Genomic DNA, 23,381 nt, shown 5'->3' with positions numbered 1-23,381 from the left:
GGCATCATCGCGTTGATCATCGGCGGGCCGATCCTCGGCGCGATCGTGCTCATCGCCGCCCTCGTCGTCCTCGCCGACACGCTCTACAAATACTCCAAAGGCCAAGCCTCCCTGTGGGACGTGGCGTTCGCCGCGCTGGACTGCATACCCGGCGGCAAGGGCATCACCAGCCTCGGCAAGATAGCCAAGGGGCTGAAGGAGATGAAGAACCTCCGCGGCGGCATGAAGGCCATGAGCCTCGCCGTCCGCGGCCTGGGCAAGAACGCGCGCGGCATGCTGGAGGACGGCGCCAAGGGCGCGTACAACCGGCTGAAGAGCGCGGTCCGTTCGAAGGGCAGCGACCCGATCGACTGGGCCACCGGCACGATGTTCCTGCCGGAGACCGACGTCACACTGCCCGGGAGCCTGCCCCTCGCCTTCACCCGCCGGGCCGCCTCCGACTACCGCTGCGGCTGGTGGTTCGGCCCCAGCTGGGCCTCCACCATCGACCAGCGGCTCGAAGTCGACGAGGACGGGATCGTGTTCGTCACCGAGGACGGACTGCTCCTCGGCTTCCCGCACCCGACGGCGCCACACGCTCCGGTGCTGCCCGCGGCCGGTCCCCGGCTCCGGCTGAGCCGTCTCGACGACGGCGGCTACCGCGTCGAGGATCCGCAGACCGGGGTGGCCCGTCGTTTCGGCCAGCCCAGGGGCGGCATCGCCCTCCTGGAGCGAATCTCCGACCGCAACGGCGACGCCGTCGACGTCGACCACGCGGACGACGGAACCCCACTGGCCCTGCGGCACTCCGGCGGCTACCATCTCCGGCTCACGGTCGACGACGGGCGGGTCACGGCCCTGCACCTGGCCGGCGCGGGCCGGGACGGCACGGACGTCCCCCTGCGCACGTACTCCTACACGGACGGCTGTCTCACCGCGGTAGCCGACGCCTCGGGCCGGGTCATGCGGCTGGCCTACGACGACCGGCACCGCATCACCTCCTGGACCGACCGCAACGGCCGCGGCTACGCCTACACGTACGACGCGGCCGACCGCTGTGTGGCGGAGGGCGGCGAGGCCGGCCACCTCACCCTGGCCCTGGCGTACGACGGCACCGACCCGGCCTGGCCCGGCGCCAGGATCACCACCGTCGCCACCGCCGAGGGCGCCGTCAGCAAGTACGTGGTCGACGACGGCTGTCGGGTCGTCGCGGAGGTCGACCCGCTCGGCGGGACGGCCCGCAGCACCTGGGACGAGCACCACCAGCTCGTCTCCTGGACCGACGAGTCGGGTCACACCACCGTGCGCGCCTACGACGGCGACGGCCGTCTGCTCAGCGTCGTACGCCCGGACGGCACGACGGCCCGCCTCGTGTACGACGAGGTGGGCGGGCCCGTCGAGCTGACCCGCCCGGACGGGCAGGTGACGCGCCGCGCGTACGACTCCCGGGGCAACTGCGTCGCGATCACCGCGCCCGGGGACGCCACGAACCGCTACACCTACGACGACGCGGGACACCTGTCGTCGGTCACCGACGCGACGGGGCTGGTGACCCGGGTCAGGTGCGACGCGGCCGGACGGGCCGAGCAGGTCACCGACCCGCTGGGCGGTGTCACGCGGTTCGTCCACGACTCCTTCGGCCGCGTCACCGCGATCACCGATCCACTGGGGCGCACGACCCGGATGGACTGGGCCGCCGACGGCGAACTGCTGCGCCGGACCGGGCCGGACGGAGCGGCGGAGGAGTGGACCTACGACGGCGAGGGCAACCGGACCAGCCACACCGACGCCGCAGGCGCGGTGACCCGGTTCGAGTACACCCACTTCAACCTGCTCGCCGCACGCACCTCCCCCGACGGTGTCCGGCATGTCTTCGACTACGACCCCTCACTGCGGCTGACCGGTGTGAGCCGCGCGGACGGCCGGCGCTGGACGTACACGTACGACGCCGCGGGACGGCTCCTCGCCGAGACCGACTTCGACGGCCGCACCCAGACGTACGGCCATGACGCCAGGGGCCAGGTCGTGGTGCGCGCCAACGCTCTCGGCGAAGAGGTCCGCCTCACCCGGGACGTGTTCGGGCGAACGGTCGGCAAGGACGCGGGCGGCAGGATCAGCACCTACGCCTACGACCTGAACGACCGGCTGATACGCGCCGAGGGTCCCGACGCGACCGTCACCCTGCTGCGGGACCCGGCAGGGCGAGTGGTGTCGGAGACGGTCAACGGCCGCACCAGCACGTTCGCCTACGACGCGACGGGCCGGCCACTGAGCCGTACCACTCCCACGGGGGCGACCAGCGCCTGGACGTACGACGGTCGCGGCGACCGGGCCCGCACGCGCACCGCGGGCCGGACCCTGGCCCACCTGCACGACGCGGCCGGACAGCCGCTGTCCGTCGGCGTGGACGACGTCCTGTCGCTGACGCGTGCGTACGACAGCGCCGGCAGGGTCACCGCACAGTCGGTCGTCACGGGCGACGGACGCACGGTGCGCGACCGCTCGTACCGCTACCGGGCCGACGGGCATCTCCTCGGAATCGACGGGCCGGACGGAGTGACGCGCGCCTTCGAGCTGGACGGGGCCGGACGCACCACCGCCGTCCGGGCGGAGGGCTGGACGGAGTCGTACGTCTACGGCACGGACGGAGGCCAGACGGCCGCCGAATGGCCGGACGGGCACCCCGGCAACGAGGCCGTGGGTCCGCGCGAGGCCGAGGGCACCCGGGTGCTCCGGGCCGGTGCCACCCGGTACCGGTACGACGAGCAGGGCCGGCTGGTGTGGCGGCAGCGCACACGGCTGTCCCGCAAGCCGGACAGCTGGGCGTACACGTGGGACGCCGAGGACCGTCTGACGTCCGTGCGAGCGCCCGACGGCACCCTGTGGCGCTACCGGTACGACCCAATGGGGCGCCGGATCGCCAAGGAGCGGCTGGGCGCCGACGGGACCACGGTCGTGGAGCGGACCGACTTCACGTGGGACGGCACCACACTCTGCGAACAGCTCACCACCGACGGGGCGCAGCCGCATGCCGTGGCGGTCACCTGGGAACACGACGGGATACGGCCGCTCAGCCAGTGCGAGCGCCTGCTCACCGCCTCGCACGAGGAGATCGACGCGCGGTTCTTCGCCATCGTCACCGACCTCGCGGGCGCGCCCACCGAACTCGTCGACGAAGAGGGCCGGATCGCCTGGCACACCCGCAGCACGCTGTGGGGCGTGACCGCCTGGAGCGGCGGCAGCAGCGCGTACACGGCGCTGCGCTTCCCGGGGCAGTACTACGACCCCGAGAGCGGCCTGCACTACAACTTCCACCGCTACTACGACCCCGAGACGGCCCGGTACCTCTCCCCCGACCCGCTCGGACTCGGCCCGTCGCCGAACCCGTTCCTCTACTTCCTCGACCCGCTGCTCTCCGCCGATCCGTACGGGCTCTACGAGATCGGAAAGCCGGACGCCGCGAGCCAGGCCGGCAATCTGCCGCTGATCGCGGACAAGATCGCGGCGCACGGCGACATCAAGAAGCGGGGCATCCCGGGCGTCGACGACCTGGACGTGCCGGAGCACCTAGAGGACATGATGACCGGCTCCCCGGGGCTGCGGATGCGCAGCACCCCGTCGGGCGTCCCCCGCTTCGCCTGGTGGGACGATGCCACCGGGACGATGCTGATCCGCGAGGGCGACAAGGGCACGTTCATGCAGCCGGACGACGGCTACGACTACTTCCTGAAACAGCTGAAGGAGTGAGTGGGCAGTGAGTGACGTGTTCTGGGGCGCTCCCGAGAGCAGGGCCGCGTGGCAGACGCTGCCGCAGCCGGTGCTGGAGGCGGTCGAGCGGATCGACGCGCAGCGGCTGGAGGTGGAGCGGGCGCGGGTCGCGCCGCATCTGCGGGAGCGGATCACGCGGCCCGTGTACTCGGTCGCGGACCGCTTCGCGTCCTGGGAACGCCTGGTACGCCGGATGGAAGCCGACCGGCCGAGCGGCGACGACTTCTACCCGATCAGCGCCTACGGCAACGACCTCGACTCGCGGGACAACCTGGACGAGGTGATGAACGCCCTGCCCGCGGCGGCGCGTGAAGGAAACCTCGGCACGCTGCTGGACGCGCTGGACGCCCGCTTCGACGCGGCGAGCGTCCCCGACCCGGAGGGTTCCCTGCGCCCCTGGGTCCGCCCGACTAAGGACCACTCACAGCTCCCGGACCGGTGGTGCCGCAAGCCCGTGCACACCCCTTGGGACGACTGAACGGCCCTAGAACCCCAGCCGCCGCAACTGCTTCGGGTCCCGCTGCCAGTCCTTCGCCACCTTCACGTGCAGGTCGAGGAAGACCGGGGTGCCGAGGAGTGCCTCGATCTGCTTGCGGCTCTTGATGCCGACCTCCTTCAGACGCTGGCCCTTGGGGCCGATGATGATGCCCTTCTGGCTGGGGCGTTCGATGAAGAGGTTGGCGTGGATGTCCAGGAGGGGCTTGTCGGCGGGGCGGTCCGGGCGGGGGAGCATCTCCTCGACCACGACGGCGATGGAGTGCGGCAGCTCGTCGCGGACGCCTTCGAGGGCGGCCTCGCGGATGAGTTCCGCGATCATGACCTGCTCGGGCTCGTCCGTGAGGTCGCCCTCGGGGTAGAGGGCCGGGCCCTCGGGCAGCAGCGGGATCAGGAGATCGGCCAGCAGGCTCACCTGCTTGTCGCCGACCGCCGACACCGGCACGATCTCCGCCCACTCGAAGCCCAGCTCCTTGCCCAGCTGGTCGATGGCGATCAGCTGCTCGGCGAGGGTCTTGGAGTCGACCAGGTCGGTCTTGGTGACGATCGCGATCTTCGGGGTCTTGCGGATCCCGGCCAGCTCCTTGGCGATGAAGCGGTCACCGGGGCCGAGCTTCTCGTTCGCCGGCAGGCAGAAGCCGATCACGTCGACCTCGGCCCACGTCGTGCGGACGACGTCGTTGAGCCGCTCGCCGAGCAGGGTGCGCGGCTTGTGCAGACCGGGGGTGTCGACCAGGATCAGCTGGGCGTCGGGCCGGTGCACGATGCCGCGTACCGTGTGCCGCGTGGTCTGCGGCTGGTTCGCGGTGATCGCCACCTTCTGCCCGACCAGAGCGTTCGTGAGGGTGGACTTGCCCGCGTTGGGGCGTCCGACGAAACAGGCGAAGCCCGCCCGGTGGACGGCCTCCGACGATTCCGACGGCTCGGTTGACTGGCTGCGAACGCTCATGACCCCCATTCTCCCTGATCCACGACGCCCCGCCGCACCGTGAGATATCGGTAACCACAAGGCAACGAAACGTCACGGAAACACACCCGTACGGAATCGGAAACCGGAAACGGTGACCCTCTGACGAGCCCCCACGACGTTGGAGACGCCCGTGATCCTCGCCGCCGCGCACGCCGACACCGGCGACACCGCCTGGCTGCTCGCCGCCACCGCCCTGGTCCTGCTGATGACCCCGGGCCTGGCCCTGTTCTACGGCGGCATGGTCCGTACGAAGAGCGTCCTCAACATGCTGATGATGAGCTTCGTGTCGATCGCGCTGGTGACAGTGGTGTGGCTGGCGGGCGGGTACTCGCTGGCGTTCGGGGCGGACGCGGGGGCGGGGCTCATCGGCGGGCTTGCGCACGCCGGCATGCACGGGCTCGGACCGGACAGCGTGCAGGGCACGGTCCCCACCCTGCTCTTCGCCACCTTCCAGCTCACCTTCGCGATCATCACCGCCGCGCTGATCAGCGGTGCGGTCGCGGACCGGACGAAGTTCGGGGCGTGGCTGGTGTTCGTGCCGGTGTGGGCGGTGCTCGTATACGTTCCGGTGGCGCACTGGGTGTGGGGTCCGGGTGGCTGGATCCTGCACGACCTCGGCGCCCTGGACTTCGCGGGCGGCCTGCCCGTCGAGATCACCTCCGGCGCCTCCGGCCTGGCCCTCTGCCTGGTCCTCGGCCCGCGGCTCGGCTTCAAGAAGGACGCGATGCGTCCGCACAACCTGCCGATGGTGATCCTGGGCGCCGGTCTGCTCTGGTTCGGCTGGTTCGGCTTCAACGCGGGCAGCGCGCTCGGCGCGAACGGTCTCGCGGCCGCCGCCTTCCTCAACACCCTGGCCGCCGGCTGCACGGGCCTGCTGGGCTGGCTCTTCGTCGAGCAGAAGCGCGACGGCCACCCGACCACCCTGGGCGCGGCCTCCGGCGCCGTCGCCGGCCTGGTCGCGATCACGCCGTCCTGCGGCTCGGTCTCCCTGCTCGGCGCGCTCGTCGTCGGCCTCGCCGCGGGCGTGGTCTGCTCGTACGCCGTCGGCTGGAAGTTCAGGTTCGACTACGACGACTCGCTCGACGTCGTCGGCGTCCACCTGGTCGGCGGTGTCATCGGCACCCTCCTCATCGGCCTGTTCGCGGAGAAGGCCATGACCGGCGGCGCCGAGGGCCTCTTCTACGGCGGCGGGCTCGCCCAGTTCGGCAGGCAGGCGGTGGCGGTCGTGGCCGTCGCGGCGTACGCGTTCGCGGTGACGTACGGCATCGGCAAGCTGCTCGACAGGACGCTGGGCTTCCGGGCGAGCGAGGAGCAGGAGCACACGGGCCTCGACCTTACGGTGCACGCCGAGTCGGCTTACGATCACGGGGTCCTGGGCCATGGCGCCCCGGTCGCCCACTCCGTCCTTACCGCTCAGAAGGTCAAGGCCCAGCCATGAAGCTCATCACCGCGATCGTCAAGCCCTACCGCCTCGACGCGGTGAAGACCGCCCTCCAGGAGATCGGGGTGCACGGCCTGACCGTGACCGAGGCCAGCGGGTACGGCCGGCAGCGCGGCCACACCGAGGTGTACCGCGGCGCCGAGTACCAGGTCGACCTGGTCCCGAAGGTCCGTATCGAGGTCGTCGTCCAGGACGCCGACTCCGAGGCCGTGATCGAGGCGACCGTCAAGGCCGCGCAGACGGGGAAGATCGGGGACGGGAAGGTGTGGGCGCTGCCGGTGGAGACGGTCGTACGGGTGCGGACGGGCGAACGCGGGCCGGACGCGCTCTGACGGGTGACTGGTATGTGCTCGTCGAGACGAACGCCGCACCCACCCACACGCCCCCGCCCACCCGAGTCAGCAATCCCCCGCCCCTCAACTGAGGGAGTCAATCAGGCCTTCGCCTCTCCGCGGACCGGGTCGGGCGGGCGGGCATAACCCCTAGGCGACGACAGTGACCCGCACCTCTCCGTCCGGCCCCGCCAGCAGCACCCGCGTCCCCGGCCCCCCAAGATCCCGCACCGCGGCCAGGTCCCCGGCGTCAACCCCTTCGGCCCCGCTCACAACCGCCGCCGCCTCCAGAGACTCCGCCCCCGACGCCACCGCCATCGCCACCGCCGTCCGCAGCGCGCTCAGCTTCAGCGAGGCCAGCTCCACGGTCCCCGCCACATAGGTCCGCCCCGTCGAGTCCCGTACGGCCGCCCCCTCGGGCACCCCGTTACGGGCCCGGGCCGAACGGGCCAGGGTGACGATCTTGCGGTCCTCGGGATCAAGCGCGCTGCTCTCGGTCATGCCCCGAGCATACGAACAACGTGACTCGGTCAGACACCCCGGTCCATCCGCTTCACGGCCGGTCCAGCCGCAGCCGCTCCGCTCTCGGCAGGCCGGCGACGACAAGGTCGTACGAGTCCTCGATCAGCTCTTTCACCAGCCGGGCGGGGAGGTCGCCGTCCACGGTCACGGTGTTCCAGTGGCGCTTGTTCATGTGGTATCCGGGGATGATCAGGCCCTCGTGGTCGGTGCGGAGGCGGATCGCGTCCTCCGGGTTGCACTTGAGGTTGATCGTCAACGGGCGGGCGTCCAGGCGGCTCAGGGCGAACATCTTGCCCAGCACCTTGAAGACCGAGGCGTCCGGGCCGAACGGGAAGTCCTCCTCGGCCGCGTTGAAGGAGAGGCAGAAGGCGCGGAGCCGGCCGGGGGTCACTCGGGCTCCTCCTTTTGGTCGTCGGTCACGGGCACCGGTTCCACCAGCACGGTCACGATCTTGTTTCGGCGGCCTGCGGCGGCCTCGGCGGTCAGGGCGAGCTTGCGGCCGTCGGGGAGTTCGACCTGGGCGGAGGCACCCGCGATGGGCACCCGGCCGAGCGCCTTGGCGAGCAGTCCGCCGACGGTCTCCACATCCTCGTCGTCGTACTCGTCCAGGCCGTACAGCTCGCCGAGGTCGGTGATGTCGAGGCGGGCGGTGACCCGGTGGCGGTCGTCGCCCAGGTCGGTGACGGGCGGGAGTTCACGGTCGTACTCGTCGGTGATCTCGCCGACGATCTCCTCCAGGATGTCCTCGATGGTGACGATCCCGGCCGTGCCGCCGTACTCGTCGATGACGACGGCGACGTGGTTGCGTTCCTTCTGCATCTCGCGCAGCAGGTCGCCGGCGTTCTTGGTGTCGGGCACGAAGAACGCGGGCCGCATGGCGGTGGAGACCAGGTCGGACTCGGCGTCCCGGCTGATGTGCGTCTTGCGGACCAGGTCCTTGAGGTACACGATCCCGACGATGTCGTCCTCGCTCTCGCCGGTGACCGGGATGCGGGAGAAACCGGAGCGGAGGGCGAGGGCGAGGGCCTGCCGGATGGTCTTGTACCGCTCGATGACGACCAGGTCCGTCCTCGGGACCATGACCTCGCGGACGAGGGTGTCGCCCAGTTCGAAGACCGAGTGCACCATCCGGCGCTCGTCGTCCTCGATCAGCGACTCCTTCTCGGCGAGGTCGACCAGGGCACGCAGTTCGGCCTCGGAGGCGAACGGGCCGCGCCGGAAGCCCTTGCCGGGGGTGAGGGCGTTGCCGATGAGGATCAGCAGATACGGGATCGGGCCCATGATCCTGGCCAGCGGCAGCAGCACGTACGCGGCGGCCGTGGCCGTGTTCAGCGGGTGCTGGCGGCCGATGGTGCGCGGGGAGACACCGACGGCGACATACGACACGAGCACCATCACGCCGATCGCGGCGAGCAGCGCCTCCCAGGTGGTCGGGATCGCCTGGAGGCAGGCGTAGGTGACCAGGGCCGCGGCGGCCATCTCGCAGGCGACGCGGACCAGCAGCGCCACATTGAGGTAGCGGGTCGGGTCGGCGGCGATCTGGGCGAGCTTGGCGCTGCCGCGCCGCCCGGACTTCACGGCCTCCTCGGCGCGGAAGCTGGAGACGCGGGCGATACCGGCCTCGGCGCAGGCGGCCAGCCACGCCACGACGACCAGCGCGATCGCTCCGGCGACGATCTGCGGACTCATATGAAGACGACCACCCGGCTAGGAGACCGTCGGCGCCGGGGAGGGACCGGTCAGGCCCCGCTCCGTGCGCCAGCCGTCCACGATGGCCGCCTGGAGGCCGAACATCTCGGCCTTCTCGTCGGGCTCCTCGTGGTCGTAGCCGAGCAGGTGCAGCACTCCATGGACGGTGAGCAACTGGAGCTCCTCGTCCATGGAGTGCTGCGTGTCGGCCTCGGACCCCTGCTTGGCGGCGACCTCCGGGCAGAGCACGACATCGCCGAGCAGCCCCTGCGGCGGCTCGTCCTCGTCCTTCGACGGCGGCCGCAGCTCGTCCATCGGGAAGGACATGACATCGGTCGGCCCGGGCAGGTCCATCCACTGGATGTGCAGCTGCTCCATGGCGTCGGCGTCCACGACGATCACCGAGAGCTCGGAGAGCGGGTGGATGCGCATCCGTGCGAGGGCGTAGCGGGCGATGTCGAGGATCGCCTGCTCGTCGACCTCGGTTCCGGACTCGTTGTTGACGTCGATCGACATGGCGCTGTGCTTGTCTACTTCCCCTTGTGCCCGGACTTCGAGCGGCCGCCCTTGTGCGTGCCGTTCTCCGTGCCGTGCTCGCTGTCGTACTGCTCGTACGCGTCGACGATACGGCCCACCAGCTTGTGCCGTACGACATCGCGGGACGAGAGCCGGGAGAAATGCACGTCGTCCACGCCCTCCAGGATGTCCTGCACCTGGCGCAGACCCGACTTCGTCCCGTTGGGCAGGTCGACCTGGGTGACGTCACCCGTGATCACGATCTTCGACTCGAAGCCGAGACGGGTGAGGAACATCTTCATCTGCTCGGGCGAGGTGTTCTGGGCCTCGTCGAGAATGATGAAGGCGTCGTTGAGCGTACGGCCGCGCATGTACGCCAGCGGCGCGACCTCTATCGTCCCGGCCGCCATCAGCCGCGGGATCGAGTCCGGGTCGAGCATGTCGTGCAGCGCGTCGTACAACGGACGCAGGTAGGGGTCGATCTTCTCGTAGAGCGTGCCCGGCAGGAAGCCGAGCCGCTCGCCCGCCTCGACCGCCGGCCGGGTCAGGATGATGCGGTTGACCTGCTTGGACTGCAGGGCCTGCACCGCCTTGGCCATGGCCAGGTAGGTCTTTCCGGTACCGGCGGGCCCGATGCCGAACACGATGGTGTGCTTGTCGATCGCGTCGACGTACCGCTTCTGGTTGAGGGTCTTGGGGCGGATGGTGCGGCCGCGCGAGGACAGGATGTTCTGTGTCAGAACCTGGGCCGGGGTCTCCTCCGGGCCCTCCCCGTTCTCGCTCGCCCGCAACATGGCGATCGAGCGTTCCACTGCGTCCTCCGTCATCGGCTGCCCGGTGCGGAGCACCAGCATCATCTCGTCGAACATGCGCTGGATGAGGGCGACCTCACGGGCATCGCCGACCGCGCTGATCTCGTTGCCCCGGACATGGATGTCGGCCGCCGGGAAGGCCTTCTCGATCACGCGCAGCAGGGAGTCGCCGGATCCCAGCACGGTGACCATGGGGTGCTGGGCGGGAACCTCGAACTGAGCTCGGGCCTGCGGCTGCGCGGGAGTGTGAGCTGTGGGTGTCTGAGTCATGGGCCGGCGCTTAAGGCCTGCGGTTCCTCCTCTTCACGGCCGCGTAGCTGAGGGCGGCCTCGCGGTATCAAGGGTACGACGCGGGGCCGACAACGCCGTAGGCCTTTTCACCGGGAAAGGCGCCCCTGGTGCAGCGGTGAGCCCTGCATGCGCTCCAGGACGCCGGGGCAGAATCCGGGCCGTCACTGCCACGCCTGGTCGGGGAGCCGCGTCCGCTCCACGCCACCTGTCCTTTCAGAAAGCAGGTCGCCGTGCTGTTGCGTCTGCCCACGTCGGTGTCCGAGGCCCGGGAATGCCTGGCCGAGGGGGCGATACCCGTCGGCGGCGCGACCCTCATATGGGCCGCCTGGCAGCGGGACGGCTTCCCGGAACAGGCGGTGTCCCTGCGGGAGGTGCCCGAGGCGACGGCGATCGGTAAGGGCGTGCTGGGAGGTGCGGTGCTGCTCCACCAGGTGGACGACCGGGTTCCGGAGGTCCTGCGGAAGGCGGCGAAAGGGGTCGGCACGGGGGCGGTGCGCCGGACGGCGACGGTGGGCGGGAACATCGCCGGGTCGAGCCTGCGGGACCTGCTGCCGGCGGCGATCGTGCTGGACGCGAGGGCCGAGGTGCTCACGGCGGACGGGGTGGACGAGGTGGACCTGGCCGAGCTGCAGGCCAAGTCGCCGCTGCTGCTCTCCCTGCGCTGGCGGGAGCCGGTGAAGGGGGCGTACGCGAAGGTGGCGGACCCGGCGGGCGGCGAGGTGCCGACGATTGTCGCCGCCGCGGTGGACACGGAGGGTGTGCTGCGGGTCGCGGTGCGGGAGGGGTACGTGGTCAGCGGCGGGAGTGCGGGGGCTGGGGGCGGGGTGGAGGAACTGCTCGCGGGTGCGTTGTCGGGGGTGTCGGAGGCGGGACGGGAGCTGGTGCGGGAGCGGGTCGCCGAGGTGCTCGGGGAGTAGGCGCGGGGTGACTGCCGGTTGTGCGAGTGCGGCCGAGTGGGGCTGGTCGCGCAGTTCCCCGCGCCCCTTACGGGGCACGTCGCAGCCGCGGGCAGTCGTGCAGCCGGCACCCTGCCGGCGCCGGTGAGCGGCCCCACCCCCGGGCCCCACTCACCCGCACCGCTCACGCGGACCGGCCGAAGCCGATTGTCGGTACCGCTCTCCGCAGTGGCCATGGCCGGGCCAGTTCCTCCGGCACCAGGGCCTCCAGGAACGCGTACCTCCGCAACGCCGCCGGATCCTGGCCCTCCACCGACTGGACCTTCCGCCACCACGCCCCGATCTCCGACCAGCCGGGCGCGGACAGGGAGCCGCCGAACTCCTGGACGGAGAGCGCTGCCGTGAGGCCTGCGAAGGCGAGGCGGTCGGCCAGCGGCCAGTCGGAGAGCGTGCCGGTGACGAAGCCGGCGACGAAGACATCGCCGGCGCCGGTCGGGTCGAGGGCCTCCACGGCGATCGCCGGGACCTCCGCGGACTCGCCGGTGCGTCCGTCGACGGCGTAGGCGCCCTCCGCCCCGAGAGTGACGACGGCGAGCGGCACGTACTCGGTGAGGGCATGGGCCGCGGCGCGCGGGCAGTCGGCGCCGGTGTACCGCCGCGCCTCCTCCGCGTTCGGCAGGAACGCCTCGCAGTGCTTCAGGTCGGCGAGGGCCGCCAGGTCCCAGGCGCCGCTGTCGTCCCAGCCGACGTCGGCGAAGATCCGGGCGCCCTCGGAGGCGGCCTTGGCGATCCAGGGGTTGGGTTTTCCGGGCGTGAGGGAGGCGACGGCGGCACGCGCGCGTGCCGGGTGGCCGGGGGCGTTCTGCTGGCGGAACAGGGTGCCGGCGGGTGGCTCGTGGCCGTGCGAGACCATGGTCCGCTCGCCCTCGTACGCCATGGAGACCGTGACCGGGGAGTGCCAGCCGCGCACGGTCCGGGACGGGGAGAGGTCGATGCCCTCCCCCTGGGCGAGTGCGTCCCAGCAGTACTCGCCGTAGTGGTCGTCTCCGAAGGCCGCCGCGAGGGAGGTCCGCAGGCCGAGCCGGGCGAGGGCGGTGGCCATGTTGGCGATGCCGCCGGGGCTGGAGCCCATGCCCCGGGCCCAGGACTCGGTGCCGCGCACGGGGGCGGAGTCCAGGCCGGTGAAGATGATGTCGAGGAAGACGGTGCCGGTGAGGTAGACGTCCCAGGGCGGATCGTCCGGCCTGCGCAGGGCGGCCAGCGGGTCGACCTGCGCGGCGCAGTGCGGTCCTGTTGCTCCCCTGTCGTCGTCGAGGTACTCCGGTTCCTCTCCGGCGAACGCGTTGGACGCGGTCACGGTGCGCTCCCTGGACGTGGTGCGGATCCGGCCAGTCTGCACCATGCCACCGGAGCGGCGGCCGCTCTCGCCGTACGACCGCCCGAACCAGGGCGCCTACCAGCGCGGCACGGCCGGTGTGGTCCACCCCGGCTCGGCCACCCGCATCGCCGCGGCGTCGTCGCGGTCGCGCAGCGTCCCGTCGTCGTCCAGCCACCGCTGGTGCAGCGGTCGTACCTTCTCCGGGTCCAGCTCGACGCCGAGTCCCGGCGCGTCGGAGACGGCGACCCGGCCGTCCTCGAAGGCGAGGCGTTCGGTGAGGACGTCCTCGGACTGCCAGGGGTAGTGGGAGTCGCAGGCGTGGTGGAGGTTCGGGACGGTCGCGGCCACGTGGGTCATCGCGGCCAGGCTGATCCCGAGGTGGGTGTTGGAGTGCATGGAGACGCCGACGCCGAAGGTGCGGCAGACGGCGGCGAGTTGCTGGGTGTTGCGCAGCCCGCCCCAGTAGTGGTGGTCGGAGAGGACGACCTGGACGGCGCCGCGGGTGAACGCCTCCTCGATCTCACCGAACGTCGTCACGCACATGTTGGTCGCGAGCGGCACCTGGGTGCCCGCGGCGACCTCGGCCATGGCCGGGGTGCCGAGCGCCGGGTCCTCCAGGTATTCGAGGATGTCCCCGAGTTCCTTCGCGACCTTCAGGGAGGTCTCCACGGACCAGGCGCCGTTGGGGTCGAGGCGCAGCGGGTGTCCCGGGAACGCCTGGGCCAGCGCCCGTACGGCCGCGATCTCCTCGTCGGGCGGGAAGACCCCGCCCTTGAGCTTGAAGGAGGTGAAGCCGTACCGCTCCGTGAAGCGGCGGGCCTGTTCGACGACCCCGGCCGGGTCGAGCGCGGCCCCCCAGCCGTCCGGCTCCGCCGGCACCCCCTGCGGGTGTGCGGCCCACTTGTAGAACAGGTACGCGCTGTACTCGACCGAGTCGCGCACCTTCCCGCCGAGCAGCGTGTGCACGGGCAGCCCGAGCGCCTTGCCGAGGGCGTCGAGGCAGGCGACCTCGAAGCCGGAGAGCACGGACAGCCGCAGCTTGTCGGCGGTCTGCACCCCGCGCAGCCCGCCGACGTCGACCTGCCCGGAGACCCGGGCCGTGTCCACGGCGACCTCGTCGGCGACGGTGAACAGCCCGTTCAGGTCACTGACCTGCCGGCCCCGCAGCCGCTCGGCGAACGGCCGGGCCAGCTCCAGGTACTTGGTGTCGCCGTAGGTCTCGCCGACCCCGGCCACTCCGTCGGCGGTCACCACCTCCACGATCAGCCGGGGCGTGTACGGCTGGTGCACGCCCTGCGTGTTCAGCAGCGGCGGGTCGGCGACCAGGATCGGCGTCAGGCGGACGTCGTTGATCGTGAGGTTCACAGGGACGCTCCCACCAGGTCGAGTCCGGTGGTCAGCAGGGCCTTGAGGTCGGAGAGGTGGGCGTCGGAGGGCTCGGTGAGCGGGGCACGTACCGGGCCGACGGGCCGGCCGCGCAGCCGGGCCGCCGCCTTGACGAGGGACACGGCGTATCCGGGGACGCGGTCACGGAGTTCGACGAACGGCACGTAGAAGTCACGCAGCAGCTTGTCGACGGTGCCGTGGTCGCCGTCGCCCAGGGCGGCGAAGAAGGCGTCGGCGATCTCGGGGGCGAAGGCGTGCACGGCGGAGGAGTAGGCGGGGACGCCGACGGAGGCGTAGGCGCGGGCCTGGATCTCGGCGGTGGCGGCGCCGTTGAAGAAGAGGAAGCCCTCCGGGGCGGCGAGGGTGAGCCGCTGGAGCCGGTCGAGGTCGCTGTGCCCGTCCTTGAGCCCGATGACGCCGGGGATGCGGGCGATACGCGCCAACGAACCGGCCGTGTAGGCGACCTGCCCGCGCTGGTAGGCGATGAGCGGAAGGGACGTCCGGGCCGCGATCTGCTCCAGCTGGGCGACCAGCCCGTCCTGCGGGGCGGCGACGAGATAGTGCGGCAGCACGAGCAGGGCGTCGGCCCCGGCCTCCTCGGCGACACGGGCGAACCGCACGGCCTGCGCCCAGCCGTACCCCACCCCCGCGACCACGGGCACCTTTCCGCCGGTCTCCGCCACGGCCGCGGTCACGACCTGCCGGTACTCGTCCTCGTCCAGCGAGAAGAACTCCCCCGTCCCGCAGGCCGGGAAGAGGGCACCGGGCCCGGTGGCCAGCTGCCCGGCGACATGCTCCCGGAATCCGCCCACGTCGAGAGACCCGTCGGCGTGAAAGGCGGTGAGCGGGAACGACAGCACCCCGCCCGCCATGCCGTCCCGCAGCCTCCGCACGACGACCTCCGGCTGTCCGCTCACTCGACCCATCTCCCCATGTAGACGTCATCCACGTATGAAGACAGAGACTAGATAGGCGAACCCTCCCCGTCAACGGCCCACACCGCCCCCAACCCTTTACGATCTGCACATGTCCCAGACAGCAGGCGTCCGCGAGGTCAAGTCGGCGGCGCGCACGGTGGAGTTGCTGGAGCTCCTCGCGGCCCGCGGGGACCGCCCGGCCCGGCTCCAGGAACTGGCGGACGAACTCGGCGTCCCGCGCAGCTCGATGTACGCCCTTCTCCAGACGCTGATCACAAGGGGCTGGGTGCGCACCGACACGACCGGCTCCCTCTACGGCGTCGGCATCCGTACCCTGCTGACCGGCACGAGCTACCTGGACTCCGACCCGCGGGTCCGCCTGGTACGCCCGTATCTGGACGAGGCGTCGCAGGCGCTGGGCGAGACGATCCACCTGGGCCGCCTGGACGGCCGGAACGTGGCGTACCTGGCGACCCGGGAGTCGCACGAATACCTGCGCACGATCAGCAGGGTGGGGCGACGGCTGCCGGCCCATGTGGGCGCTCTGGGCAAGGCACTCCTGGCGGAACGCCCCGACGAGGACCTCCCCGAGGGCCCGTACGAGGCCCTGACCGCCAACTCCCACACGACCCGCGCAGCCCTCACCGCCGATCTCGCCGGGATCCGCACCCGCGGCTACTCGATCGACCGGGAGGAAGGCGTCGTGGGCATCATCGGCTTCGGCTTCGCCCTGCGCTACGACACCCCGGCCCAGGACGCGATCAGCTGCTCGGTGCCGGTCGCACGCCTGACCCCGGAGCACGAGGACCAGATCGTCACGGTGATGCGCGACATCCGAACCCGCATCGAATCAGCGCCGACGGGCGGCACGACCAACTGGCGCTGACCGAACGCGTCTTCACCGACCTGCCGGCATGCGGCTCCGCCGCGTGGGCGGGACAGGACACCCCCACGGCGCGCGGCGCGTCTACCCATGCCCCCGCACCCAAAACCCAACGTGCCTCACATCACACCCCCCGCGCTTCTTCCGGCCTCCCTCACTTGATACAAATTCTCCGCGCGCTCCTGTCCGTCGACGGCCTGCGCTCAACCCCCCTTCTGAGCCGCTCCTTTCGCATGCCCTGGGAACGCCCGTGTTCGCCCGCACCACCCCCTGGCCCCTCGTCGCCCTTTTCACGGCCGGGTACCTGGCCCCCTACCTCCTCCCGACCACCGTAGGCAGGCTGGAATCGGGGCTCCCGATCTCCGCCACCCAGGCGGGAGCCATCGGCAGTGCCCTGCTGCTGAGTTCGGCGGCGGCCGGCTTCCTGCTCGCCTCCCGGGTGGACCGCATCGGCCCCCGCACCCTCGCCCGCGCCGGCCTGCTCCTCGCCGTCCTCGGCTACGGCGGCGCCGCCCTGACCACCGCCGTCCCCGCGGTCGTGGTCGGCGCAGCCCTCGGCGGCTTCGGCTCCGGGACGGTCACCGCCGTGGCCGCCACCGGCATCGCCGCGCAGCGGGACCCGCACCGCACCACCACCCTCGGACTGCTCGGCGTCTCCGCCCTCGCGGGTGCCGTCTATCTGACGGTCCCGCACCTCGGCCCCGGCCATGCGCAGCCCCTCGCCGCGATCGCGCTCAGCGCGCTGGCGGTCTGGCCACTCACCGCCCGTCTGTCCCCCCGCACCGCCCCGGCCCTGCCCCGTACCGCCGGCGGCTCCCGTCTCCCCCATCTCCGCCCGGGTCTGCTGCTGGCCGCCGCGATGCCGTGCTGGTCGGCCGCGCAGAACTCGCTGTGGGGCGTGAGCGGCCGGATCGGCCTGACGCAGGCGCATCTCGGCGAGGTGACCGTCGGCGTGGTGTTCGCGGTGGCGCTCGGCGCCGGTCTGCTCGGCGTGGTCGGGGCGGGCGCGCTCGGTCCGCGGCTCGGCCAGGCCCTGCCGATCGGTCTCGGCACCGTGCTGATCGCGGGCTGTATCGCGCTCAGCGCGTCCGCCACCGACCTGACGACGTTCGCGTCCGGCGAGATCGCCTGGAACCTGCTCTACCCGGTTGTCCTGTCGTACGTCATCGGACTGGCCGCCTCACTGGACCCGCGGGGCCGCTGGGCGGTGCTGGTCGGGTCGGCGTCGTCGCTGGGGACGGCCGTCGGCCCGATGACCGGCAGCCTGTTGTCGGCCCGGGCCGGTTTCCCCGCGATGGGAACGGTCCTCGCGGTGGGCCTGCTGGCCGTCGCCGTACCGCTGACGGCGGTGGCGCTGCGGCGCAGGACCACCACCGTCGCGACCCACCCGGCGCTCACCGACGAGACGGTACGGCTGGACATCGCGGCCTAGCCGAACTCGTAGGCCGCCACCTCGGCGAGATACCGCGCCCGCAACTCCTCGTCGTCCTCCAGGAAGGACGCGAGGAAGGAGTTGCGGGCCAGCTCCCGCAGCCGCTCCTCGGACAGGCCCAGGGTGTCGGCGACCGCGCGGAAGTTGTCGTCGGCGTAACCGCCGAAGTAGGCCGGGTCGTCTGAGTTGACCGTGCACAGCAGGCCCGCGTCGAGCATCGCCGGCAGCGGGTGCTCGGCCAGCTCGTCGACCGCCCGCAGCCGCACGTTCGACAGCGGGCACAGCGTGAGCGGGATCCGCTCCCGCACCAGACGGGCGACGAGTTGCGGGTCCTCCATGCAGCGCAGCCCGTGGTCGACGCGCTCCACGCCGAGCAGGTCCAGTGCCTCGGTGATATAGGCGGGCGGCCCCTCCTCACCGGCGTGCGCCACGCGCCGCAGCCCGAGGTCGGCGGCGGCCTCGTACACCTCGCGGAACTTGGCCGGCGGATGCCCGACCTCGGCCGAGTCCAGGCCGATCCCGGTGATCCGGTCGAGGTAGGGCCTCGCCGCCTCCAGCGTCTCCAGCGCCGAGTCGGCGGACTCGTCCCGCAGGAAGCACATGATCAGCCGGGTGGAGATCCCATGGTTCTCGACGCTCCGGCCGAGCGCCCGCCACAGCCCCTCGACGACCGTGCGCATGGGCAGCCCCCGGGCGATGTGCGCCTGCGGGTCGAAGAAGATCTCGGCGTGCCGCACGCCCTGCGCGGCGGCCCGGGCCAGATAGGCGTCGGCGAGGTCCTCGAAGTCCCGCTCGGTGCGCAGGACGGCCATCAGCTCGTAGTACAGGTTCAGGAAGGACTGCAAATCCTTGAACTGGTACGCCTCACGCAGCGCGTCCGTGTCCGGGTACGGCAACTCCACGCCGTTGCGCGCGGCGAGCCGGAACGCCAGCTCCGGTTCCAGGGTGCCTTCGATGTGGAGGTGCAGCTCAGCTTTGGGGAGGGGCATCAGAGCATGGTACGGCCGCTTCACCTGCGCTTCGGAACCGGCACCCGGAGCAGATCCCGCGCCACGGTCAGCTCGCCCTGGTATCCGGCGTCCCGCGCCTGCCGCTCGAAATTGCCGGGTTCGGAGTACCGCTGGCTGAAGTGGGTCAGCACGAGATGCCGTACCCCCGCGTCCCGTGCCACGGCCGCCGCCTGTCCGGCGGTCAGGTGCCCGTGCTCCTCGGCGAGTTCGGCGTCCTCGTCGAGGAAGGTGGACTCGATGACGATCATGTCGCAGCCCTCGGCGAGCGCGTGCACGCCGTCGCACAGCCGGGTGTCCATCACGAACGCGAACCGCTGTCCCCGCCGCACCTCGCTGACCTCGTCGAGCATGACGGTCCCGAGGACGCCCTCGCGCTGGATCCGGCCGACGTCCGGGCCCTTGATGCCGTGCGCGGCGAGCCGTTCGGGCAGTATGCGGCGGCCGTCGGGTTCGACGAGCCGGTAGCCGTACGACTCGACCGGGTGGGACAGCTTCCTGGCCTCCAGCGTGTACGCCCGGGTGACGGCGAGATCACCGTCACCGGCGACCGGTGCCTCGGTGATGCCGACGGTCTCCCGGTAGGCGGTGGCGTACCGGAGGCGGTCGAAGAAGCGCCGGCCGGAGCGCGGGTAGTGCGCGGTGACCGGGTGCGGGACCTTGTCCAGGTTGATGCGCTGGATGACCCCGGCGAGGCCGAGGCAGTGGTCGCCGTGGAAGTGGGTGACGCAGATCCGGTTGAGGTCGTGCGCGGCGACGCCGGCCCGCAGCATCTGCCGCTGGGTGCCCTCGCCGGGGTCGAAGAGGATGCCCTCGCCGTCCCAGCGCAGCAGGTAGCCGTTGTGGTTGCGGTGCCGGGTGGGAACCTGGCTGGCGGTGCCGAGGACCACCAGTTCACGGACGGACACGGCGACTTACCCGGGCGGCCAGTGCAGGCCGCGGCCGCCGAGGACGTGCGCGTGGGTGTGCCAGACGGTCTGGCCGGCGCCGCTGCCGGTGTTGAAGACGACGCGGTAGCTCTCCAGCTTGTCCTCGTCGGCGACGGCCTGCGCCTCGCGCAGTATGTCGGCGGCGACGGCGGGTTCGCCCGTGGCGAGCTCGGCCGCGTTCTTGTAGTGGACCTTGGGGATCACCAGGACATGGGTGGGCGCCTGGGGGTTGATGTCCCGGAAGGCGACGGTGGTGTCCGTCTCGCGGACGATCGTCGCGGGGACGTGGCCTGCGACGATCTTGCAGAACAGGCAGTCGTCCTGCGGCTCCCCTGCCATGTTTTCTCCTCGCCCGGTGATCAGTTCCGCGAGCATCGTATCGCCGTCGGCTGCGGCTGCGTGGGGGCTGACCGCGCCCGGGCGGCGGAGCCGCATGTCGATGCGGCCCCGCGCCCCTCGGCCGGGCCCCGCCGCCCGTGCCTACGTCGGCAACGTCGGCGGGGTCTTCGCGGGAGCCGTCTCCAGGGCCTCCAGCGCTATCCGCACCGCCTCGTCCAGCTGGGGGTCCCGTCCCGCCCCCCAGTCCTGCGGTGTCTGCACGACCTCCACATCGGGGTCCACCCCGTGGTTCTCCACGCCCCAGCCGTAGCCCTCCAGCCAGAACGCGTACTTCGGCTGGGTGACCAGCGTGCCGTCGACCAGGCGGTAGCGGCTGTCGATGCCGATCACGCCGCCCCAGGTGCGGGTGCCGACCACCGGGCCGATCCCCAGCGCCTTGATCGCCGCGTTGACGATGTCCCCGTCCGAGCCCGAGAACTCGTTGGCGACGACGACCACCGGGCCCCGGGGCGCGTCCCTCGGGTAGCTGAACGGCCGCATACCGCGCGGCAGGTCCCAGCCGACGATCCGCCGGGCCAGTTTCTCCACCACGAGCTGGGAGGTGTGCCCGCCCCGGTTCTCGCGGACGTCCACGACGATGCCCTCGCGGGCCATCTCCACGCTCAGGTCGCGGTGGATCTGCGCCCAGCCCGGCGCCTGCATGTCCGGCACATGGAGATACCCCAGCCGGCCCTCGGACAGCTCGCGCACATGGGCCCGCCGGTCGGCCACCCACGCGTGGTAGCGCAGCGGCTCCTCGTCCGCGACCGGGACCACGACGGGATGGCGCAGCTCGCCGCCGCCCGCGGGGGACACGGTCAGTTCGACGGCCTTGCCGGCCGTGCCGACGAGCAGCGGGCCGGGGCCGGTCACCGGGTCGACGGGCCGGCCGGCGACGGCCACGATCGCGTCGCCGGGGCGTACCGCGACACCGGGCGCGGCGAGCGGGGAGCGGGCGCCGGGGTCGGAGGTCTCGGCGGGCAGGATGCGGTCGATGCGCCAACTGCCGTCCGGATGGCGAGAGATGTCGGCGCCGAGGAGGCCCTGGCGGGCGCTGCGGCCGTGGCCGCCGCGCGGGGTGACATAGGCGTGCGACGTGCCGAGTTCGCCCTGGACCTCCCAGAGCAGGTCGACGAGGTCGTCGTGGGTGGCGACGCGCTCGACGAGCGGCCGGTAGCGGTCGAGGACGCCGTCCCAGTCGACGCCGCCGAGGTCCGGCCGCCAGAACTGGTCACGCATGATGCGGCCGGTCTCGTCGAACATCTGCCGCCACTCCGCGGCCGGATCGAGGGTCTGCCGTACCCGGGACAGGTCGACGGTGATGTTGGTGTCGCTGTCGTCGTCGTTGGAAGCACGGCGGTCGCTGGGTACGACCTTGAGCTTGCTGTCGGCCCACAGCAGGACGCGTTTGCCGTCGCCGCTGACCTCGAAGTGGTCGGCGTCGGAGGCGAGGTACTCGATGCGCTGCTGGGCGAGGTCGTAGCGCTCCAGCTCGGTCTTGGGGTCGGGGTCCTCGGGATGGGCGCGGGAGGCGCCGAGCACGCCGCGCACCGGGTGCCGCAGCCACAGGACGCCGTCCTTGCCGGCGCGCAGGGTGGAGTAGCGGCCGGCCTCGACCGGGAAGGGCACGATCCGGTCGGCGAGGCCCTCCAGGTCGACACGGGTGGCGGGGGTGCCCTCGGCGTCCGGGGTCTCGTCCTTGTCGGGCGTCTCGAAGGGGCGGCCGTGCCGCTGCGGGCCGAACGGCGAGGGGGTGGTCGCGGCCAGGGTGATCAGGTGCGGGCGGTCGCCTACCACGAAGGCCAGGTCGAAGACGTGCTCGTCGTAGACCGGGTCGAAGGAGCGGGTGGAGAGGAAGGCGAGGTGTTTGCCGTCGCGGGTGAAGGCGGGGTCGTAGTCGCGGAACCGCAGCGGGGTCGCCTCGGTGACGGTGAGGTCGGTGGTGTGGGCGATGCGGAGCTGGGCGAGCCCGCCGGCTCCGGGGTGCGACCAGGCGAGCCAGCCGGAGTCGGGCGAGAACGCCAGCCCGGAGACGTCGCCGTCCTCGCTGCGGTCGACCTCGCGTACCTCTCCCGTCTCGCGTTCGACGAGGAGGAGGCGTCCGTCGTGCGCGGCGACCGCGACCCGGCTGCCGTCGGGGGCGACGGCGAGGTCCAGGACCCGGCCGAGCTGCCCGGCGGCGAGCCGGCGCGGGGTGGAGCCGGGCGCGAGGCCGGTGGCGGGGGCGAACTCCAGGGCGTCGTCGCCCTCGGCGTCGGTCACCCACACCACCCACTCCTCCGCGTCCGCGCGGAAGGTGACGGGCCGCCTGGTGCGCACCCCGGGCTGGGAGGCGAGGGCGCGGGCCGGACCCGAGCGGTGGGTGACCCAGTGCACGCCGCCGCGCACCAGGACGGCGCTGCCGCGCGCGGTGTGGTCCGGCGAGGCGGAGCTGAACCAGCGGGCCGCGTCGACCGGGCGCGGCTGCCGGTCCACCCGGGCCCCGCCGAGCCGGATGTCCAGACGGCGCGGCTCGGCCCCCTCCAGATCGTCCAGCAGCCAGAGTTCACCGGCCGAGGCATAGACGACCCGGGTGCCGTCACCGGCCGCGTGCCGGGCGTAGAAACCCCCGAGGGGGCTGTGCCGGCGCAGGTCGGAGCCGTCGGCGAGGGAGGAGTAGAGCGCGCCGGTTCCCTCGTGGTCGGAGAGGAAGGCGATCCGGTCCCCGGCCCACACGGGGTACTCCAGGTTCCCGTCGAGCTCCTCGTGGAGCCGGACGAACTCCCCGGCGCCCTGGCCGTCGTGGACGTCCCTGTCGATCCACAGCTTCCCCGCCGTACCGCCCCGGTACCGCTTCCACCAGGCCGCCTCCCGCCCCATCGGCGCGGACAGCAGCACGGTGGCAGGACCGAAGGCGACATGACCGACCGGGCCGTACGGCAGGACGGTGGACGGCCCGCCGTCGAGCGGGACGGTGCGGGCCCAGCTGCGCCTCAGGCTGGCCTGGCCGTAGGTGGTGATCGCGAGGACCTGCCCGTCGGCGGTCCAGCCGCGCACCTGGGTGCGGGAACTCCCCCAGTGCGTCAGGCGGGTCGAGGAACCGCCGTCGACCGGGGCGGTGTGGATCTCGGGGGCGCCGTCGCGGGTGGAGGTCCAGGCGACGGTGGTCCCGTCGGGCGAGATACGCGGCAGCGTCACGGGGACGTTGTCGGCGCTGACCCGCCAGGCCCGGCCGCCGTCGAGGGGCGCGAGCCACACGTCGTCCTCGGCGGTGAAGGCGACCAGATCGCCGTGGAGATGGGGAAATCGGAGGTAGGACCGCGGTCCTGTCGCTGCACCCTGAGTCACCCGCTCAGCCTATGCATCCGGCACGTTCGGGGT

At 72.0% G+C, this 23,381-nt stretch carries 20 protein-coding genes; 7 read left to right on the top strand and 13 right to left on the bottom strand.

All coding sequences use genetic code 11. The annotated features are described in order from the left end of the window. On the top strand, positions 1–3,726 hold a 3,726-nt coding region (locus ABZ396_RS34855), incomplete at its 5' end, for an RHS repeat-associated core domain-containing protein (RefSeq protein ID WP_359186670.1). Positions 3,727–3,733: 7 nt separating this feature from the next. Continuing rightward, the gene (locus ABZ396_RS34850; protein ID WP_358916104.1) at positions 3,734–4,225 is read left to right on the top strand and encodes a hypothetical protein; all 492 of its coding nucleotides are present in this window, start codon (positions 3,734–3,736) and stop codon (positions 4,223–4,225) included. Between the two features lie 6 nt (positions 4,226–4,231). Here the strand turns inward: ABZ396_RS34850 and era are convergent, their stop codons facing one another. After that, entirely contained in the window at positions 4,232–5,200 is a 969-nt protein-coding gene (gene era / locus ABZ396_RS34845) for a GTPase Era (RefSeq protein WP_358916106.1), read from the bottom strand. 142 nt (positions 5,201–5,342) lie between these two features. Between era and ABZ396_RS34840 the strand changes: the two genes are divergently transcribed. Beyond that, positions 5,343–6,650 carry an ammonium transporter gene (locus ABZ396_RS34840; protein WP_358916108.1) on the top strand — a complete coding sequence of 436 codons (1,308 nt, stop codon included), beginning with the start codon at positions 5,343–5,345 and terminating at the stop codon, positions 6,648–6,650. Further along, positions 6,647–6,985 carry a P-II family nitrogen regulator gene (locus ABZ396_RS34835; protein WP_358916110.1) on the top strand — a complete coding sequence of 113 codons (339 nt, stop codon included), beginning with the start codon at positions 6,647–6,649 and terminating at the stop codon, positions 6,983–6,985. The genes ABZ396_RS34840 and ABZ396_RS34835 overlap by 4 nt, the downstream gene beginning before the upstream one ends. 150 nt (positions 6,986–7,135) lie before the next feature. Here ABZ396_RS34835 and ABZ396_RS34830 read toward each other — a convergent pair whose 3' ends face one another. Genes ABZ396_RS34830 through ABZ396_RS34810 form a run of 5 tightly spaced genes read right to left on the bottom strand, consistent with a single transcriptional unit; the run spans position 7,136 to position 10,794 of the window. Further along, a complete protein-coding gene (locus tag ABZ396_RS34830; RefSeq protein WP_358916112.1) occupies positions 7,136–7,486 on the bottom strand; it encodes a cytidine deaminase in 351 nt (116 codons plus the stop codon). Positions 7,487–7,538: 52 nt separating this feature from the next. After that, the gene (locus tag ABZ396_RS34825; RefSeq protein ID WP_358916114.1) at positions 7,539–7,898 is read right to left on the bottom strand and encodes an MmcQ/YjbR family DNA-binding protein; all 360 of its coding nucleotides are present in this window, start codon (positions 7,896–7,898) and stop codon (positions 7,539–7,541) included. Beyond that, positions 7,895–9,196, bottom strand: a complete 1,302-nt coding sequence (locus tag ABZ396_RS34820) for a hemolysin family protein (protein WP_358916116.1) — start codon at positions 9,194–9,196, stop codon at positions 7,895–7,897. The genes ABZ396_RS34825 and ABZ396_RS34820 overlap by 4 nt, the downstream gene beginning before the upstream one ends. Positions 9,197–9,214: 18 nt before the next feature. After that, positions 9,215–9,712, bottom strand: a complete 498-nt coding sequence (ybeY, locus tag ABZ396_RS34815; protein ID WP_358916118.1) for an rRNA maturation RNase YbeY — start codon at positions 9,710–9,712, stop codon at positions 9,215–9,217. Between the two features lie 14 nt (positions 9,713–9,726). Then, the gene (locus ABZ396_RS34810) at positions 9,727–10,794 is read right to left on the bottom strand and encodes a PhoH family protein (RefSeq protein WP_358916120.1); all 1,068 of its coding nucleotides are present in this window, start codon (positions 10,792–10,794) and stop codon (positions 9,727–9,729) included. Positions 10,795–11,045: 251 nt separating this feature from the next. Between ABZ396_RS34810 and ABZ396_RS34805 the strand changes: the two genes are divergently transcribed. After that, positions 11,046–11,732 (top strand): FAD binding domain-containing protein, encoded by a 687-nt coding sequence (locus ABZ396_RS34805; protein ID WP_358916122.1) that lies wholly within the window; start codon positions 11,046–11,048, stop codon positions 11,730–11,732. Positions 11,733–11,895: 163 nt separating this feature from the next. Here ABZ396_RS34805 and ABZ396_RS34800 read toward each other — a convergent pair whose 3' ends face one another. The 3 genes from ABZ396_RS34800 to ABZ396_RS34790 form a co-directional block, all read right to left on the bottom strand. Continuing rightward, positions 11,896–13,068: a PfkB family carbohydrate kinase gene (locus ABZ396_RS34800; RefSeq protein WP_358916124.1), complete on the bottom strand. Its 1,173-nt coding sequence runs from the start codon at positions 13,066–13,068 to the stop codon at positions 11,896–11,898. Positions 13,069–13,164: 96 nt separating this feature from the next. Beyond that, positions 13,165–14,454 carry a glucarate dehydratase family protein gene (locus ABZ396_RS34795; RefSeq protein WP_358916126.1) on the bottom strand — a complete coding sequence of 430 codons (1,290 nt, stop codon included), beginning with the start codon at positions 14,452–14,454 and terminating at the stop codon, positions 13,165–13,167. Beyond that, on the bottom strand, positions 14,451–15,401 hold the full coding sequence (locus ABZ396_RS34790) for a 5-dehydro-4-deoxyglucarate dehydratase (protein ID WP_358916128.1): 951 nt from the start codon (positions 15,399–15,401) through the stop codon (positions 14,451–14,453). Before ABZ396_RS34790 ends, ABZ396_RS34795 begins: the two co-directional genes overlap by 4 nt. Before the next feature lie 100 nt (positions 15,402–15,501). Here ABZ396_RS34790 and ABZ396_RS34785 point away from each other — a divergent pair, with 100 nt between their 5' ends. Together ABZ396_RS34785 and ABZ396_RS34780 are read left to right on the top strand one after the other, a co-directional pair. After that, complete coding sequence (locus ABZ396_RS34785) at positions 15,502–16,278, top strand: IclR family transcriptional regulator (RefSeq protein ID WP_358916130.1); 777 nt, start codon at positions 15,502–15,504, stop codon at positions 16,276–16,278. Positions 16,279–16,525: 247 nt separating this feature from the next. Further along, positions 16,526–17,707 (top strand): MFS transporter, encoded by a 1,182-nt coding sequence (locus tag ABZ396_RS34780; protein WP_358916132.1) that lies wholly within the window; start codon positions 16,526–16,528, stop codon positions 17,705–17,707. On the opposite strand, the gene ABZ396_RS34775 is transcribed toward ABZ396_RS34780, so the two are convergent. The 4 genes from ABZ396_RS34775 to ABZ396_RS34760 form a co-directional block, all read right to left on the bottom strand. Then, a complete protein-coding gene (locus ABZ396_RS34775) occupies positions 17,704–18,696 on the bottom strand; it encodes an adenosine deaminase (protein ID WP_358916134.1) in 993 nt (330 codons plus the stop codon). The two genes, ABZ396_RS34780 and ABZ396_RS34775, sit on opposite strands and share 4 nt — an antisense overlap. 20 nt (positions 18,697–18,716) lie before the next feature. Next, the gene (locus tag ABZ396_RS34770; protein ID WP_358916136.1) at positions 18,717–19,622 is read right to left on the bottom strand and encodes a ribonuclease Z; all 906 of its coding nucleotides are present in this window, start codon (positions 19,620–19,622) and stop codon (positions 18,717–18,719) included. A gap of 6 nt (positions 19,623–19,628) precedes the next feature. Next, positions 19,629–19,982, bottom strand: a complete 354-nt coding sequence (locus ABZ396_RS34765; RefSeq protein WP_358916138.1) for a histidine triad nucleotide-binding protein — start codon at positions 19,980–19,982, stop codon at positions 19,629–19,631. Between the two features lie 141 nt (positions 19,983–20,123). Further along, positions 20,124–23,348: a S41 family peptidase gene (locus ABZ396_RS34760; RefSeq protein WP_358916140.1), complete on the bottom strand. Its 3,225-nt coding sequence runs from the start codon at positions 23,346–23,348 to the stop codon at positions 20,124–20,126. Positions 23,349–23,381 lie beyond the last annotated feature (33 nt).

The organism is Streptomyces sp. NPDC005866 (assembly GCF_040629895.1).
Classification (GTDB): Bacteria; Actinomycetota; Actinomycetes; order Streptomycetales; family Streptomycetaceae; genus Streptomyces.
Note: the sequence above shows the minus strand (reverse complement) of the source record. Positions and strands in the feature narration are given on the sequence as shown.

Coding starts and splice junctions, on each gene's coding strand:
- era (WP_358916106.1), bottom strand. CDS start 5,200: ATGGGGGTCATGAGCGTTCGCAGCCAGTCAACCGAGCCGTCGGAATCG.
- ABZ396_RS34835 (WP_358916110.1), top strand. CDS start 6,647: ATGAAGCTCATCACCGCGATCGTCAAGCCCTACCGCCTCGACGCGGTG.
- ABZ396_RS34830 (WP_358916112.1), bottom strand. CDS start 7,486: ATGACCGAGAGCAGCGCGCTTGATCCCGAGGACCGCAAGATCGTCACC.
- ABZ396_RS34820 (WP_358916116.1), bottom strand. CDS start 9,196: ATGAGTCCGCAGATCGTCGCCGGAGCGATCGCGCTGGTCGTCGTGGCG.
- ybeY (WP_358916118.1), bottom strand. CDS start 9,712: ATGTCGATCGACGTCAACAACGAGTCCGGAACCGAGGTCGACGAGCAG.
- ABZ396_RS34810 (WP_358916120.1), bottom strand. CDS start 10,794: ATGACTCAGACACCCACAGCTCACACTCCCGCGCAGCCGCAGGCCCGA.
- ABZ396_RS34790 (WP_358916128.1), bottom strand. CDS start 15,401: ATGGGTCGAGTGAGCGGACAGCCGGAGGTCGTCGTGCGGAGGCTGCGG.
- ABZ396_RS34785 (WP_358916130.1), top strand. CDS start 15,502: ATGTCCCAGACAGCAGGCGTCCGCGAGGTCAAGTCGGCGGCGCGCACG.
- ABZ396_RS34775 (WP_358916134.1), bottom strand. CDS start 18,696: ATGCCCCTCCCCAAAGCTGAGCTGCACCTCCACATCGAAGGCACCCTG.
- ABZ396_RS34765 (WP_358916138.1), bottom strand. CDS start 19,982: ATGGCAGGGGAGCCGCAGGACGACTGCCTGTTCTGCAAGATCGTCGCA.